This is a genomic window from Trueperaceae bacterium, assembly GCA_019454765.1.
GTDB lineage: Bacteria > Deinococcota > Deinococci > Deinococcales > Trueperaceae > JAAYYF01.
In genome coordinates, this window is sequence record JACFNR010000013.1 from 22,507 (window position 1) to 37,559 (window position 15,053).

General features: G+C 72.9%; 14 protein-coding genes and 1 other RNA gene. 3 read left to right on the forward strand and 12 right to left on the reverse strand.

All coding sequences use genetic code 11. From position 1 onward, the window contains the following. Positions 1 to 11: 11 nt before the first annotated feature. The 12 genes from H3C53_05705 to H3C53_05760 all read right to left on the reverse strand — a co-directional run bounded on the left by H3C53_05705 (position 12) and on the right by H3C53_05760 (position 12,175). Entirely contained in the window at positions 12 to 1,112 is a 1,101-nt protein-coding gene (locus H3C53_05705) for a UDP-N-acetylglucosamine--N-acetylmuramyl-(pentapeptide) pyrophosphoryl-undecaprenol N-acetylglucosamine transferase (GenBank protein MBW7916164.1), read from the reverse strand. Further along, positions 1,109 to 2,209, reverse strand: a complete 1,101-nt coding sequence (locus H3C53_05710; protein ID MBW7916165.1) for an FtsW/RodA/SpoVE family cell cycle protein — start codon at positions 2,207 to 2,209, stop codon at positions 1,109 to 1,111. The genes H3C53_05705 and H3C53_05710 overlap by 4 nt, the downstream gene beginning before the upstream one ends. Beyond that, a complete protein-coding gene (murD, locus tag H3C53_05715; GenBank protein ID MBW7916166.1) occupies positions 2,202 to 3,575 on the reverse strand; it encodes a UDP-N-acetylmuramoyl-L-alanine--D-glutamate ligase in 1,374 nt (457 codons plus the stop codon). Before murD ends, H3C53_05710 begins: the two co-directional genes overlap by 8 nt. Continuing rightward, positions 3,572 to 4,486, reverse strand: a complete 915-nt coding sequence (locus H3C53_05720; GenBank protein ID MBW7916167.1) for a phospho-N-acetylmuramoyl-pentapeptide-transferase — start codon at positions 4,484 to 4,486, stop codon at positions 3,572 to 3,574. Before H3C53_05720 ends, murD begins: the two co-directional genes overlap by 4 nt. Then, on the reverse strand, positions 4,483 to 5,997 hold the full coding sequence (locus tag H3C53_05725) for a hypothetical protein (protein MBW7916168.1): 1,515 nt from the start codon (positions 5,995 to 5,997) through the stop codon (positions 4,483 to 4,485). Before H3C53_05725 ends, H3C53_05720 begins: the two co-directional genes overlap by 4 nt. A gap of 107 nt (positions 5,998 to 6,104) precedes the next feature. Further along, on the reverse strand, positions 6,105 to 7,457 hold the full coding sequence (locus H3C53_05730) for a penicillin-binding protein 2 (GenBank protein ID MBW7916169.1): 1,353 nt from the start codon (positions 7,455 to 7,457) through the stop codon (positions 6,105 to 6,107). Between the two features lie 131 nt (positions 7,458 to 7,588). Then, on the reverse strand, positions 7,589 to 7,921 hold the full coding sequence (locus tag H3C53_05735) for a hypothetical protein (protein MBW7916170.1): 333 nt from the start codon (positions 7,919 to 7,921) through the stop codon (positions 7,589 to 7,591). Beyond that, the gene (gene rsmH / locus H3C53_05740) at positions 7,918 to 8,766 is read right to left on the reverse strand and encodes a 16S rRNA (cytosine(1402)-N(4))-methyltransferase RsmH (GenBank protein ID MBW7916171.1); all 849 of its coding nucleotides are present in this window, start codon (positions 8,764 to 8,766) and stop codon (positions 7,918 to 7,920) included. Before rsmH ends, H3C53_05735 begins: the two co-directional genes overlap by 4 nt. 122 nt (positions 8,767 to 8,888) lie before the next feature. After that, positions 8,889 to 9,317 (reverse strand): division/cell wall cluster transcriptional repressor MraZ, encoded by a 429-nt coding sequence (mraZ, locus tag H3C53_05745; protein MBW7916172.1) that lies wholly within the window; start codon positions 9,315 to 9,317, stop codon positions 8,889 to 8,891. Between the two features lie 394 nt (positions 9,318 to 9,711). Continuing rightward, an RNA gene (gene rnpB, locus H3C53_05750) (RNase P RNA component class A) lies at positions 9,712 to 10,144 on the reverse strand. Positions 10,145 to 10,236: 92 nt separating this feature from the next. Further along, entirely contained in the window at positions 10,237 to 11,352 is a 1,116-nt protein-coding gene (locus H3C53_05755; GenBank protein MBW7916173.1) for a BMP family ABC transporter substrate-binding protein, read from the reverse strand. A 208-nt stretch (positions 11,353 to 11,560) separates the two neighbouring features. Beyond that, positions 11,561 to 12,175, reverse strand: coding sequence for an NYN domain-containing protein (locus H3C53_05760; GenBank protein MBW7916174.1), 615 nt, complete (start codon positions 12,173 to 12,175; stop codon positions 11,561 to 11,563). A 109-nt stretch (positions 12,176 to 12,284) separates the two neighbouring features. On the opposite strand from H3C53_05760, the gene H3C53_05765 reads away from it, so the two are divergent. The 3 genes from H3C53_05765 (at position 12,285) to H3C53_05775 (ending at position 15,052) form a co-directional block, all read left to right on the forward strand. After that, positions 12,285 to 12,776, forward strand: coding sequence for an S-ribosylhomocysteine lyase (locus H3C53_05765; protein MBW7916175.1), 492 nt, complete (start codon positions 12,285 to 12,287; stop codon positions 12,774 to 12,776). Between the two features lie 107 nt (positions 12,777 to 12,883). Continuing rightward, positions 12,884 to 13,561 carry a response regulator transcription factor gene (locus H3C53_05770; protein MBW7916176.1) on the forward strand — a complete coding sequence of 226 codons (678 nt, stop codon included), beginning with the start codon at positions 12,884 to 12,886 and terminating at the stop codon, positions 13,559 to 13,561. A gap of 18 nt (positions 13,562 to 13,579) precedes the next feature. Beyond that, a complete protein-coding gene (locus H3C53_05775) occupies positions 13,580 to 15,052 on the forward strand; it encodes a HAMP domain-containing histidine kinase (GenBank protein ID MBW7916177.1) in 1,473 nt (490 codons plus the stop codon). Position 15,053: the final 1 nt, after the last annotated feature.

Below are 15,053 nucleotides of genomic sequence, written 5' to 3' on the forward strand. Positions count from 1 at the left end.
GCTTCCATCAGCTAGCTCACCAACTCCAACACGGCGCCAACGATACGACGCGCCGCCCCTGCCGGCGTGCGCGCCGCGGCGGCGGCGGCCGCCTGGGCCCGCCAGGTCGGCTCGAGCGCCCCTGCCCACACCTGCGCCAGCCGCCCCAGGTCGTCCTCCTCGAGCATCACGCCCGCGCCGGCCGCCGCGACCGCGCGGGCGTTGTGGCGCTGGTGGTCCTCCGCCGCGCTCGGCAGGGGCACCATCAGGGTCGGCACGCCGTGGAAGGCGGCCTCCGACAGCGTGCCGACGCCGGCGCGGGTGATGGCCAGGTCGGCGGCCGACCAGGCCGTGGCGGCGTCGAGGTAGGGCCGGGCGAAGTACCGCGCGTCTGCCGCGGCCCGGGCCTCGGTGCCGGCCAGCGCGCCCTCGACCTCGGCGAGCCAGCGCGGCCCCGTCGAGTGCAGCACCACGTGGGGCCGCGCCGGGTCCGTCGGCGCCGGCAGGGCGAGGTAGGCGGCGGGTACCGCCCGGTTGAGGGTGAGCGAGCCCTGGGAGCCGCCCATGACCAGCGTGACCACGGCGTCCCGCGGCAGCCCGAGGGCGGCGCGGGCGGCTTCTCGCGGGACGCGCTCCTCGCGCACCGGGAACGGCACGACGAGGGTCCTTGGCGCGCGCACGTGGGCGAGCGCCTCGGGCTGCGCCGACACGAACAGGCGGCTCGAGCCCGCGAACCAGCGGTTCACGCGGCTCGGGAAGGCGTTGCCCTCGTGCAGCACGAGTGGGACGCCGAGGAGGCGCGCGGCGGCGCAGCCGGGTAGGGAAGCGAACCCGCCGAACCCGACGACCAGGTCGGGGGCGTACTCGCGGGCGAGGCGCCGCGCGGCCCACAGTCCGCCCAGGGCGCGGAGCGCCTGGCGCGGGTCGGGGCGGTGACGGTCCCACTTGCCGGTGCTCACCCCGAGGAAGGGCACGCCGGCCTCGGCGCAGAGGCGCTCCTCCATGCCCCCGGCGCCGCCGAGCACGGTCACGGTGGCGCCGCGGCTCGTCGCCTCGCGCGCCACGGCGAGGGCGGGGTAGACGTGCCCACCGGTGCCGCCGGTGGCGAGGAGGAGGCGCGGCGAGCGGGTCACGGTCTCGAGGCGCCCCTCACGGCGGTGGCGGGACGGTCGACCTGCGGCGCGGCTACGGTCTCGGCGGCCTGGCGACCGGCCAGCAGCAGGAAGCCGAAGGCCACGGCGACGGACAGCTGCGAGTTGAGGCCGTAGCTGACCCCCGGCAGCGGCATGCCGGTCACGGGGAACATGCCCGACGCCACGAGGAGGTTGATCCCCGCCTGGCCGCAGACGTAGGCGGTGGCGCCGGCGGCGAGCAGGGCGGCGGGGCCGGTCACGCGCCGGGCGATGCCGAAGCCGTGCCAGGCGAGGAGCGCGTAGAGCAGGATGAGCGTGAGCACCCCCACGAAGCCGAGCGAGTGCGCGATGGAGACGGCCACGAAGTCCGTGTCTGCCTCGGGCACGGGCACGCGTCGGCCGGCGCCGACGCCGAGCACGCCCCCGCGGCCGATGGCCTGGAGGGCGCGCAGCGCCTGGTAGGAGAGGTCGGCGGCCTGTGACTGGGTCCCCCAGCGGTCGAAGTAGCCGACCATGCGCTCGCCGATGTAGCTGAACTGGCTCAGCACCGTTCCGGCGAGCAGCGCCGCGGTCACGGAGGCGGTGAACATGATGGCGAGCACGCGGCCGAGGGTGGCGCCGGCGGCGATCATGACCGCCACGGCGAGCACGAACACGAAGCCGGCGGTGCTGACGTCGGGTTCGATGACGATCAGCCCGGCGGTGAGGCCGATGACAAGCATCGGACGCCATATCTCCCAGTTGCCGTTGTGGTTGTGGAAGAAGGCGGCGAGGTAGGCGACGACGGCCACCTTCATGAGCTCGGACGGTTGCACGCTCACGGCCCCGATGAGGAGCCAGCGCTTGCTCTCGCTGCCGGCCGGCGACACGCCGATGAACAGGACGAGGACCAGGGCCACGAGGAGGGTGACGAAGGCGTACGGGGAGAGCTTGACGACGTGGCGGGCGCGCAGGCGCCCGACGGCGAGGCTGACGAGGAGCGCGGCGGCGAGGCGCAGCGCCTGCTCGAGGGCGAGGCCGGGCGCGGCTGCGGCCACCCCCACGACGCCTAGGACCCCGAGCGTCACCTGGATGCTCACGAGCAGCCGGTCAGTCACCGTCTCGCTCCCCGGTGGCGCCGAGCCGCGCGACGGCCTCCCGGTAGGCGGCGGCGCGGTCGACGTAGTCGACGAACTGGTCGAAGGAGGCGGCGAGCGGCGCGAGCAGCACCCGGCCGGCGCCGCCGCGGTTGGCACGCAGGTGCGCCACGGCGGCGCCGACGGCGGCGCGCATGGCGGCGCGTCCGCCCCGCTCGGCGACCGTCACGGTGGGCACGACGTCGCCGAATGCCGCGACGAACTCCTGGGCGCTGGCGCCGAACGCCACCAGCAGGTCGACGCGCTCGGCCACCAGCTCCTTGAGGCCGGAGACGTCGGCGCCCTTGCCCTGCCCGCCGGCCAGCCACACGAGCGGTCCCGGTGTGGCCGCGATGGCGGCGGCCACGGCCAGGGGGCGGGTGGCGATCGAGTCCTCCACGAAGCGGATGTCGCCTACGCGCCCGGCGGGGGCGTAGCGCCCCGGCAGGCCGGTGAAGGCGCGCAGCCCGGCGGCCACGGCGGTCGGGTCGGCGCCGACGGCGGTGCAGGCGAGCGCCACGGCGAGGGCGTTGGCCACTTGGTGGTCGCCCTGGACGTGGAGCTCGTCGGCGCCGAGCAGGGGCGTGCCGTCGAGCACGAGGCGCCCACCCAGGTTGCGGTAGCCGTGGGCCTCGTGGCGCAGCGAGAAGCGGCGCACGGCGACGCCCCGCGCCGCCGCGTCGTCGGCCCAGGTGCGCAAGATGGCGTCGTCGTCGTTGACGACGAAGGTGCTGCTAGCGCCCAGGTTGGCTATCAGGTTGCGCTTGGCGGCGTGGTAGGCGGTCACGCTGCCGTGCCGGTCGATGTGGTCCTCGCCGAGGTTGAGGAGGACGGCGACGTCTGGCCTGAAGGTGGGGCAGCGTTCGAGTTGGAAGGACGACATCTCCACCACGTGCAGGGCGCCCGGCCGGGCGACGGCCGCGAGCGCCGGGACGATGTTGCCGCCAGCGACGGCGTCCATGCCCGCGGCGGCGAGCGTGTCCGTCGTCCACCTCGTGACGCTGCCCTTGCCGGCCGTGCCGCTGACGCCGATGTAGACGCCCGGCGTCGTGCGCCAGACCCACTCGACCTCACCTATCACCTCGGTGCCGGCGGCGCGCAGCGCCCGGAGGTCGGGGTGGTCGATGGGCACTCCGGGTGCGGCGATGCAGAGCGCGTAGGGGGTGGCGTCCGTGCCGGGGGCAGCGGCTCGGCGCGCCCCGCGGGCGAGCGCGGCGTCGACGTCGGGTCCGTCCGCGCGCCGCTCGAAGAAGGCGACGGCGTGGCCGTCGGCGGTGAGGCGCTCGAGGGCGGCGAGCCCGGAGCGGCCGAGGCCGTAGACGAGCGTCTCCCGCGCGCGAGCGCTCACGGTGCCCCGCGCGCGAACGCCAGCGCCAGCGCGACGCAGAGCGCCGTGACCAGGCAGAAGCGCGTCGCGACGCGCGTCTCGCTCCAGCCGCTCAGCTCGAAGTGGTGGTGGAGCGGGCTCATGCGCAGGAGGCGCTTGCCGCCGGTGAGGCGGAAGTAGCCGACCTGGACGATCACGGACAGGACCTCCAGGACGGGGACGAGCGCCACGAGCGGCAGGTACCACACGGTGCCGTCGAGGATGGCGAGGCCGGCCACCGCCGCGCCGAGGGCCTCGGAACCCACGCCGCCCATGAACACCCGGGCCGGGTGGCCGTTGTACCAGAGGAACCCGAGGAGGGCGCCGAGCAGCGCGGCGGCGAACGGCGATGCCAGGAAGAAGAGCAGGATGATGGCCGTGACGCCGGCGGCGAGGCCGTCGACGCCGTCGGTGAAGTTGAAGGCGTTGATGGCGCCGACGATCACGAGCGCGTAGGCGGCGACGTCGAGCCAGGCGCTGCCGAGGAGCGCGTGCCCGGCGCTCACCGCCCACCAGGCGAAGCCCAGCGCCATGGCGCCCTGCACGACGAGGCGGTAACGCGCCCCGAGGCCGCCTGCCGTTGGCTCGGCCCCCGCGGCCGCCTCGCGCTTGCGCGCCAGGCTGAGGGTGTCGTCGTAGAGGCCGAGCAGGCCCGAACCGATGACCAGCGCCGCCAGGGCGGCCTCGGGGCGGGCGACGCCGCCGAAGAGCGCCCAGGCGCCGACGGCGGCCAGGAGGAAGGCGACGCCGCCCATGGTGGGGGTGCCGGCCTTGCCGAGGTGCGATTCGGGGCCCTGCGCCCTGATGGCCTTGCCCCATCCCAGCCGGCGGGCCACCTGCACGAACGTGCCGGTCAGGACCAGGCTCGCGGCGGCCGCCGCCACGAGGCTCAGCACGGCGCTCCCTCCGGCAGCGGCGGGACGCTCCAGGCGCCGTCCGCGGCGCGGCGCGTCACCTCGGCGACGAGGGCCTCCATCCGCATGGACCGCGAGCCCTTGATCAGGACCGTGGCGCCGCGCGGGACGCTCGCCAGGTGACGCGCGGCCGCGGCCGCGTCGGCGACGTGGACGGCGCGCGGGTTCGTCTCCGTGATGGCCCTGCTCGCCGGCCCGACGGCGACGACGAGGTCGAGGTCTCGCGTCAGCTCGCCGGCCGCCAGGTGGGCGGAGCGCTCGGCGGCGCCGAGTTCGAGCATGTCCGCGAGGAACGCGGCGCGGGGCGGGGGGCAGGCGCGCAGGACGGCCACGGCCTCGGCGAGGGAGGCGGGGTTCGAGTTGTAGCTGTCGTCGATCACCGTGAGGCCGGCGAGCGCGAGGCGCTCGAGCCGGCCGGGTTCGAGGCGCGCGCCGGCGACGCGCCGCGCCGCCGCCTCGGGGGCGGTGCCGAGGAGCTCGGCCATGGCGATCGCCGCCAGCGCGTTGGCGGCCATGCCGGCGCCGGGCCACGGCAACGTGACGCGGCCCGGCAAGGCGCCGGCGCCCGTGGGACGCGCCGCCTGCTCGTGTCGGGCGCCGGATGGCCGCCCCGGCGGCGTCCCGCCTCCGTCGGGTCGGGGCGCCAGCGACCAGGTGAGCTCCGCGCCCTGGCCGCGCGGGCGGGCCGCGCCCGCCAGGGTGGCGAGGGCGCCCGGGTGGTGGGCGGGCGGCCCGGCCGCCGGTCCAGCCGCCGCCGCGAGCGCGACCGTCACCACCACGCTGCGCGCGAGCGTCTCCTCGCGCAGGTGGCGCGCCGCGCCCGCCCCGACCACGAGGCGGCCGGGCGTGCGGTCGAGGAGGAGGGTCTTCTCGCGCGCCACCCCGGCGACGTCGCCGAGGGCGCTCAAGTGACTGGCGGCGACGTGCGTCAGGACGGCGTGGTCGGGCCGCGTGAGCTCGACCAGCTCTGCCATCTCGCCGGGCCGGTCGACGCCGAGTTCCAGGACGAGCGGCGCGCCGGGCCCCGGCGCGCCGGGGCCGGTCCCGCGCTCGTCTTCGAGCGCGGCATCGACGAGCACCTTGGCGAGGGCGTAGTGGGTGTTGAGGTTGCCGGGGGTGGAGCGGGCGGCCAGCGCGGCGGCGAGCATGGCTTTCGTGCTCGTCTTGCCGACCGAGCCCGTCACGGCCACGACAGGTCCCGTCAGCCGGTCGCGGGCGGCGCGACCGAGCGCGAGCAGCGCCGCCCTGGCGTCGTCGACCAGTAGGCCTCGGCGGTGGGGGCGGTCGGCCACCACGAGGGCTGCGCCCCTGGCGAGCGCGTCGTCGGCGAAGGTGAGGCCGTGCGCGGTCGCGCCCGGGAGGGCGAAGAAGGCGTCGCCGGGTCGGACGGCGCGGCTGTCGAACGCCACGCCGGTGGCGTCGGGGAGGTCGGCGACGGGCTCGACCGTGTTCAGCAGGCGCACCAGCGCGCGAACGCTCAACAGGGTCATCGACGCAACTCCCACATGTTGACTATCTTACACATCATGCGTGACATGAGCAGGCGCTGTAGCGGGGCACCGCGGGCGCGGGACGGCCTCGGCGCGAGGCCACGAGCCTAAGGGAGGGCGGCCAGCGCGTCGGTCGTGGGCGCCACGCCCCAGTGCGCCACGACCTCGCTGCCCACCGCCCGGAAGATGGGGGCCGCCACGTACGTGCTGGTGCTCGTGCCCTCCGGCTTCATCAGCATCACGACCACCACGACCTCGGGCTTCTCGAGCGGGAACATCCCCGCGAACGTCAAGGCGTAGTCGCCGGCGGGGTAGGTTCCAAGCTCCGGGTCGTAGACGTCGGCCGTGCCCGTCTTGCCGCCCGTGCTCACGCCCGGGATGCGCGCCTGGCGCAGCCCGCCCGTGTCCATCACGTGTCCGAGCATCGTCCGGATGCCCTGCGCGACCTCGGGGGCCAGGACGCGGTGCGGCGCGGGAAGGCGCTCGCCCTCCACCAGCCGCGGCGGCACGTAGACGCCGTCCTGGGCGAAGACGCCGTAGGCGGCGGCGACCTGGAGCGGCGTGACGGACAGGTTCTGTCCGATGCTGTTGGAGGCCTGGTCCTGCGGGACCCAGCGCGCCCACGGGTTGAGGATGCCGGTGCGGCTCGACACGCTTGTCTGATCGAGTTCGTGGCCGAGGCCGAAGCGCCACAGCCACTCGTGGAGCTGGGCCGGCTCGAAGCGGGCGCCCAGGTTGATCATGGCAGAGTTGCTCGAGAACGCCAGGACGTCGGGGACGCTCAGGAGGGCGTCGTGGCGCGCCACGTCGCGGAAGGTCTTGGTGCCTACCCGCAACGTCATCGGCGCCTCGACCAGCTCGCCCGGGGAGAGCAGGCCGGACTGCAGGAGCCCGGCGACGACCAGGGGCTTGATGACGGAGCCGGGCTCGTACACCTGCTGGAAGGGGCGGTTGAGCATCTGCTTGCGGTCGGCCTGCTGCCAGGCGTTGGCGTCGAAGCTCGGGTAGCTGGCCGAGGCGAGCACGCGGCCCGTGCCGACCTCGAGCACCACGGCGGCGCCGCTCTCCGCGCCGTGCTCCGTGGCGGCCGCGGCCAGGTGGGCCTCGGTGGCGGCCTGCAGCACGGGATCCAGCGTCAGCGTCACGTCGTGGCCGGCCGCGAGGGCCGCGTCGAGGGAGTACTCGACCCCCTCGAGCCCGTAGCGGCCGTCCGGCTGCAACGCCCCGGTGAATCCCAGCACCGGCGCCGCGAGCGGCCCCTGCGGGTAGCGCCGCTCCAGCGCCGGCCCCTCGGCGAGCACCGTGCCGTCCGTGGCAAGCACGCGCCCGCGCGTGGCGCTCTCGACCGGCAGCGGCGGGAGGGCGGTGAAGCCGCGCTGCTGCAGCGAGAACCCAACGACGGCGGCGGCGAGCGGCAGTAGGGTGAGCGGGAGGAGGAGCCAAGACCGCCGGAAGCGCAACGGCTCCGGGGGCGCCGGGCGGGTGGCGTCCTGTCGGCCGGACGCATCCGGCCGACGCGAGGGCGGAGCAGCGCGACGGTTCGCACCGTCCGGGAAGTGGTAGCCCGCGACGCCGCGGCTACCCGGGGTGGTCAGCGCCATGCCGTTCGAACCTCCAGTGAGGGAGCGGGGAGTGGTGGGAGGGTGGCGGTGTCGCGCGCCGCCAGCACGGCGGCGCCCCCTTCGGGGACGGGGACGAAGCCGGCGGAGCGCGCCCACGCCGCCACCGCGGCCGGGCCCTGGACCACGTTGGCGGCCTGGCGCGCCTGCGCCACGCTCGAGGTCAGGTCGGTCTTGAGGTCCATCAGGTCGGCCTGCCGGTGCAGCAGTGCCTGGTTGCTCGCCCCGAGGAGCGCGAGCAGGAGGAGCAGGACGAGGTAGGCGGGGAGCGCCAACCGGAAGGGGGCGGGCAGGCTGACGTTCACCCCTCCACCCGTTCCCCGACGCGCAGCTTGGCGCTGCGCGCGCGCGGGTTGCGGGCCACCTCGTCGGGCCCGGCCTCGAGGGGACGCTTGTGGAGCGGCGCGAGCCGCGGCGAGTCCTTGAGGAACTGCTTGACGATGCGGTCCTCGAGCGAGTGGTAGGAGAGGACCACGAGACGACCGCCGGGGACGAGCAGCCTGGCCGAGCCCTCGAGGCCCTCCTGCAGGGCACCGAGCTCGTCGTTGACGTGGATGCGCAGGGCCTGGAACGTGCGCCGCGCCGGGTGTTCGCGCCGTGGGCCGGTGGGGTAGGCGGAGCTGACGACCTCGGCCAGTCGCGCCGTCGTGGTGATGCGGCCGGCGGCGCGCGCCTCCACGATGCGGCGCGCCACCCGCCGGCTATGGCGCTCCTCGCCGTAACGGAAGATGATGGCCGCGAGGTCCTCGAGCGAGTAGTCGTTGACGACGTCCTCGGCGCTGACGCCCGCCTCGCTCATGCGCATGTCGAGGGGGCCGTCCTTGCGGAACGCGAAGCCGCGCCCCTCCTCGTCGAGTTGCATCGAGGAGACGCCGAGATCGAGGAGGACGCCCCGCACCTCGCTCACCCCCGCCGCGGCCACGAGGCGCTCCACGTCGCGGAAGTTGCCGAGCTGGAAGCGCAGCTCGCCCGGCAGCCCCTCGCGCTCGAGCGACGTCACGTGCGTCAGCGCCGTCGGGTCCTGGTCGATGGCCACGACGTTGGCGCCGCGGCTCAGGAGGAGACGCGAGTGACCGCCGGCGCCGAACGTGCCGTCCACGTACCAGGCGCCCGGGCGCGGCGCGAGGCCCTCGAGCGTCTCGGCCATCATCACGCTGACGTGAGGGGCGCCCCGGTCCGCGTCCGTTGCCGCTTGGGCGGCGCCCGCCGGGGTGCCTTCGAGGGCGCCACGCGGGGCCGCGCCGACGGACGTGGGGTGTTCGCCCACGTGCGTCACCCGATCAGCTCCCGGAGAAGCTCGGGCGCGGGCGGGTTCGACTGCACGTCGCCCAGGTTGTCCAGCCAGAGCGCCTCGTTCCAGATCTCAAGGCGGTTGGGCGCGCCGACGACCACGACGTTGCCGTCCGCGCGGGCGTAGTTGCGCAGGGGCGGGGGGAGGGTGATCCGGCCGGCGGAGTCGAGCTTCGCCTTGGCGGCGCCCGAGTAGAAGAAGCGCACGAACTTGCGGGAGTCGGGGTCGGTGAGGGGGAGCGCGGTGAGGTGCTGCTCGATGCGCTCCCAGGCCGTGAGCGGGAACACGAACAGGCAGTCGTCGAGGCCGCGGGTGACGATCATGCCGTCTGCCACGAAGTCGCGGAAGGGGGGCGGGATGATGACGCGCCCCTTGTCGTCGACGTTGTACTGGTACTCCCCGAACGGCATGGAAGTCGGACTCCTAGTGCTGGGGTGGCGGGGCGCGAGACCTGTCCACCGTCCGTCTCGCCGTGACGTTCGCACCGTGCTGCACGCGCTCGCCACGCCCCACCCGCGGGATGTCAGACTCTACCACACTCTCCCACGATTTCCCACTGGCGCTTCAGGATCGGCCTGATGTGTGCGAACTCTCCCACTCGCGCTTGGCGTGGCCCGAGCATGCCCGGGCGGCGCCCCACCGGCCGTGTACCGCCGGCCGAACCTCGGTGGGCCGTGTCCCGCGGCAGGGCGCGCCACCCTGACGGGCCTCACCAGAGTCGGCCTCACCGGAGTTGGCCTCACCGGTGGCCCGGCGCCAAGGGTGTCTGGAGGTAGCAATGGGTGCGGCCCCTTGCGGGGCCGCACGCTGGTGGGCTGGTAAGCCGGGTTCTGTCGGCCCTCCCGCGAGGGAGGACGTCTGGCCATCTATCTCGGACGCGCGTCGCCGCGCGCCTCTAGCGGTCAACCCGGAGATGTTGACGAGCCGGGCAGGCTCTCTCTCCCTATCGGACCTTGCACCGGGTGGGGTTTACCTAGCTGCCCCTGTTACCAGGGGCACTGGTGCGCTCTTACCGCACCCTTTCACCCTTACGTGCCCCCGCCACCTGGCGGGCGCCCGCGGTCTGCTCTCTGTTGCACTTGCCGTCGCCTTACGCGCCCAGCCGTTAGCTGGCACCCTGCCCTACGGTGCCCGGACTTTCCTCGATGCGCGTGCGCGCCGGTGCCTGTGGCGCGCCCCTCGCGGGGCGCCAGGACGGCCGGCGCCGTGCGCGCGTCGCGGCCAGACCGCCCACACAGCACCCACCAAGATAACAGACCGGCGCCCCCCACATGGAAGCGCGGGGTCCCGGACGTCCGGGACCCCGCGCCGAACCGGCACGCGCCGTGGTTACTGCAGGCGGTAGTCGGTGACGACGATCTTGCCGTCGATGATGTCCTGCTTGGCCTGGTTGACGGCGGCCACGACCGCCTCGGGGATGAGGGCGGAGTTGTACTCGTCGAGGGCGTAGTCGACGCCGTCCTCTGCCAGGCCGAGGTTGACGACGCCCGGCGTGAAGGTGCCGTTCACGACGTCCATAACGGAGTTGTAAGAGGCCACGTCCACGCGCTTCAGCATGCTCGTCAGGCCGAAGTTGAGGGTGGCGGGATCGCCGTCGGTGTCACCGAACGGGTTCTGGTTGCTGTCGACGCCGATGAAGAAGATCGGCTTGGCGGCGCCGCCGCACTTCTCGTCGTAGCCGGCCGGCTTGGCGATCTGCTCGAGCTGAGCGTCGATGGGGGTGGCGCGCGTCGCGCCGCTCGGCACGAAGCACTGCTTCTCCGTCACGTAGTCGATGACGCCGTTGCCGGACGCGCCGGCGGCGGCGTAGATGATGTCGGCGCCCTGGGCGTTCTGCGTGCTGGCGAGCTCCTTGGCGCGAGCCGGGTCGTTCCAGGCGTCGGGCGTCACGCCGACGTAGTTGGAGATGATCTTGCAGTCGGCACAGGCGGCCTTCACGCCCTCCTGGTAGCCGAGGTCGAAGGCGTGGATGAGCGGGATGTCCATGCCGCCCACGAAGCCGACGACGCCCGTGCGGGTGAGCGAACCGGCGATGTAGCCGACGAGGAACGACCCCTCCTGCTCCTTGAACAGGATGCTGCGCACGTTCTCGCCCTCGGACACGGCGTCGATGATGACCCACGAGGTGCGGGGGAAGTCCGCGGCGTTGCTGGTGATGGCGTCGGCCTGGCTGAAGCCCGGGGCCACGATGAGCTCGGCGCCCTCGAGCGCGATGCGGCGCTGCCCCTCGGCGAACGTGTCGGGGCTACCCTCGAACTCGATGAGCTCGACCTCGTAGCCGTCGGCCTTCAGGTCGTCCTGGGCGCGCACGACGCCGCGCCAGGTGCCCTCGTTGAACGAGCGGTCGAACTTGCCGCCCGCGTCGTAGACGATGCCGAGGACGTAGTCCTGGGCCATGGCGCCCGTGATGAGGAGAGCTGCGAGTAAGACGATCAGTCTGCGCATGTGTGTGGTCTTCCTCCCGTTGAGTGCTTCGCGGCCCCGGCTAGGACGCCGCCCGCTGCGGCCGCCCGCGCCGTCACCAACGACATGGTGTAGCGCCTGGAGGATACCAGATGGGGTGTGGCCGTGACCGGTCGCCTCGCGTCCGGCCTTAACCCAGCTTTGAGACACGGGCGGCCTGCGATCGCGCGCGCGTGACGGCCCGCGGGCGTCAGAAGACGATGCGGCTCCAGTCGAGCTCGTCGAGGTTCTGGTAGACGTCGACGTGCTCGAGCAGCGTGCCCGCCGACTGGTTGCGGAACATGGCGCACTCGACGTGCTTCCCGAGCCGCTTGATGGCCTCCACGAGCTCGACGTAATCACCGTCGCCCGACACGAGCAGCGCCGTGTCGTAGGCGTCCTGGTGGGCGAGCGACAGAGCCTCGACGGCGATGGCGACGTCGATGCCCTTCTCGACCATGGCCCCGTCGGGTCGGCGGTGCAGCTTGCCGAAGCGCACCGTGACGTACGGGATGCGTCTGAGGGAGTCGAAGAAGCGCGCCTGCCCCTCGCGCAGCTCCTCGTCGTAATCCTCCGTGAGTGGGGCGTTGTAGTAGTAGGTGCGGAAGAGCGGACGCTCCCTCAGGAGCTGCGAGATGAGCTCGGCGAGGTTCACCCTGGTGTTGCGCAGGTTCTCGCGCATGCCGTTGTAGAGGTTGCTGCCGTCGATGAAGATGGCCACGCGTTCCCCCGGCAGGGAGGGGCGGCCACCGCCCCGGCGCTGCCCGCCCTGGTCGGCGCGCTCCTTCGGCTTGGTTGGCCGTCCGCTGCTGTCTCTCTCCACCATGGTCGATACCGGACCTTCCCGAAGCAAGATACTGCCCGGACGCGCGGCGTCCAGCGGCACGTCGGCAAGTCTACCCGTAAGCGGTCGCCGCTCGCCCTATACTCCGGGGATGAGCGACGGAACAGCACCAAGGCTCGAGAGCTTCGAACTCGATCACGACCGCGTTCGCGCCCCCTACGTGCGGCTCGCGGCCCGGCACGTCGGGGCGCGCGGCGACGTGATCACGAAGTTCGATCTGCGCCTCGTGCAGCCCAACGAGGCCGAGATCCCGACCGCCGCGCTGCACACCATCGAGCACCTCCTCGCCGGCTACCTGCGCGCGGCCTTGTCTGACGTGACCATCGTCGACGCCAGCCCGATGGGCTGCCGCACCGGCTTCTACCTGACGGTGCTGGGGGAGCCGACGGAGGAGAGCGTGCGCGACGCGTTCGTGACCGCGCTCGGCGCCGTGGCAGGGCACGAGGGACCGGTCCCGGGCTGCGACCGCCGCACCTGCGGCAACTGGCGCGACCACTCGCTGCCGGGAGCCAGGGCGTGGGCCGGCAGCGTCCTGGAGCGTGAGGTGGTCGTCCAAGCGACCGTGACCATCGGCGCGCCGTGACCAGCGGCGCGCCGTGAAAGCCGCCCCGCTGCCTGCTCCACCACCTCTAATGCGCGTTTCACCCGGCCATCAAGTCTCTCATGAGAGCCCGTGACATGATCCCCGGCATGGAACGCAAACCGCTGATCTTGATCGTCGAGGACGAGAAGGAGATCGCCAAGTTCATCGATCTCGAGCTGCAGGCCGAGAGCTACGAGACGGTCGTGACGTACGACGGGGTGACCGGCCTGTCGAAGTTCCGCGAACTCAACCCCGACCTGGTGGTCCTCGACCTGATGCTGCCCGTGCTCGACGGCCTCGAGGTCGCGAGGCGCATCCGCAAGACGAGCAACACCCCCATCATCATCCTGACGGCGAAGGACTCCGTCGACGACAAGGTGACGGGCCTCGACTCCGGCGCCGACGACTACCTCGTCAAGCCGTTCTCGATCGAGGAACTCCTCGCGCGCGTGCGCGCCCACCTGAGGCGCGTGAACCCGGCCGTGACCGGCGAGGTGCGGGTCGTCGACCTCGTCATGAACCTCGACGGTCGCGAGGTGTTCCGCGACGGCCGCAGGATCGAGCTCTCCGCCAAGGAGTTCGAGCTCCTCGAGCTGTTCGCCCGCAACCCGGGCAAGGTCTTCAACCGCTTCGAGATCGAGGAGAAGGTGTGGCCGGAGTACACGGGCGGCAGCAACGTCGTCGACGTCTACGTCGGCTACCTGAGGCGCAAGCTGGAGCAGGAGGGCGAGCGCCGCCTCGTTCACACCGTGCGCGGCGTCGGCTACGTGCTGCGCGAGGAGTGAGCGGAGGGCGGTAGCGACGTGCGCCTGCGCCTGCAACTGACGCTCGTCTTCGGGGCGTTCATCGCCGTCATCCTCTCGGCCGTGGCGGTCTCCGTGTACGTGCTGACGGAGCGGTCGTTGAGCGTCGGCGTCACCGACCAGGCCGAGCGCGCGCTGGCGGAGCTCACCAGCGGCACCTCCACCATCGCGCAGGGGCTCCAGAAGCTGCCGAGCGACACCTACTACCAGATCCTCCTGATCGGCCAGGCCGGACGCGTCCCCGACCTGCCGTCCGAGCTGCGGGCCGGCGTGCCGTACGCCTTCAACAGCAGCCTGGTGGCGTCCATGTCCGACGCCTCGGCGCAGCAGCTCCTCAAGGACGGCCAGATGATCGAGACCGTGACCGTGAGGGGGGAGACCGTGCGCGTGATCGGGCGCCTCGCCACCATCACGCTCACCAGCAACGGACCCAGCGTCCAGGCCGCCTTCCTCGTGGGCATACCCGCCTCCTTGGTGGCGCAGACGCTCGACCAGTTGGCGCAGGACCTCATCGCCACCGTGCTCATCGCCTTCATCGTGTTCGCGCTCGGCGTCTGGCTCCTGTCGGAGCGCGTGCTCGGGCCGCTCAAACGCGTGACCGCCGCGGCGGCGCAGGTGTCGGTGTCCGACCTGGCGCAGCGCGTGCCCGTGCCCAACAACCGCGACGAGATCCGCGACCTGGGCGTGACCATCAACCACATGCTCGACAGGCTGCAGGAGTCGTTCGAGACGCAGCGTCGCTTCACGGCCGACGCCAGCCACGAGCTCAGGACCCCGGTCACGGCCATCGGCGGGCACGTCAGCTACCTCCTGAGGCGCACCAGCCCGACCCAAGACCAGCTCGACTCGCTCGAGGTGATCCAGCGGGAGAGCGACCGCATGGCCAAGCTCGTCAACGACCTGCTGGAGCTCGCCCGCGCCGACGCCGGCTTCACCGTCCACCTGGAGCCGATGAACCTCGTCGAGGTGGTGGAGGCGGTCAAGAAGGAGGTCGGCCCCGTCTCCGGCGGCACGACCGTCGAGATCCGCTCCACCACGCCGCTCGCCGAGGTCATGGGGGACGCCATCAGGCTCAAGCAGGTGCTCCTCAACCTCGTGCAGAACGCCATCAACGCTGGCGCCAAGAAGGTGACGGTGACGGTGCGGCCGGAGCGCACGCAGGTTCACCTCGAGGTCCTCGACGACGGTGCCGGCATCCCGGCCGAAGCGCTCGCCCACCTCTTCGACCGCTTCTACCGCGTCGACGGCGCCCGCTCCACCCGCGGCAACGGCAGCGGCCTCGGCCTGGCCATCGTCAAGTGGATCGTCGTGCAGCACGGCGGCACCGTCGAGGTCGAATCGAGGCTCGGCGAGGGCTCCGTCTTCACCGTCTCGCTGCCCGCGCTCGAGGTCCGCTCCACGCTCGACATCGCCGCCAACGTCCGCGCCACCCTCGTCGACTCGATGATGTCGCGCGGCCGGAACACGCCCTAGG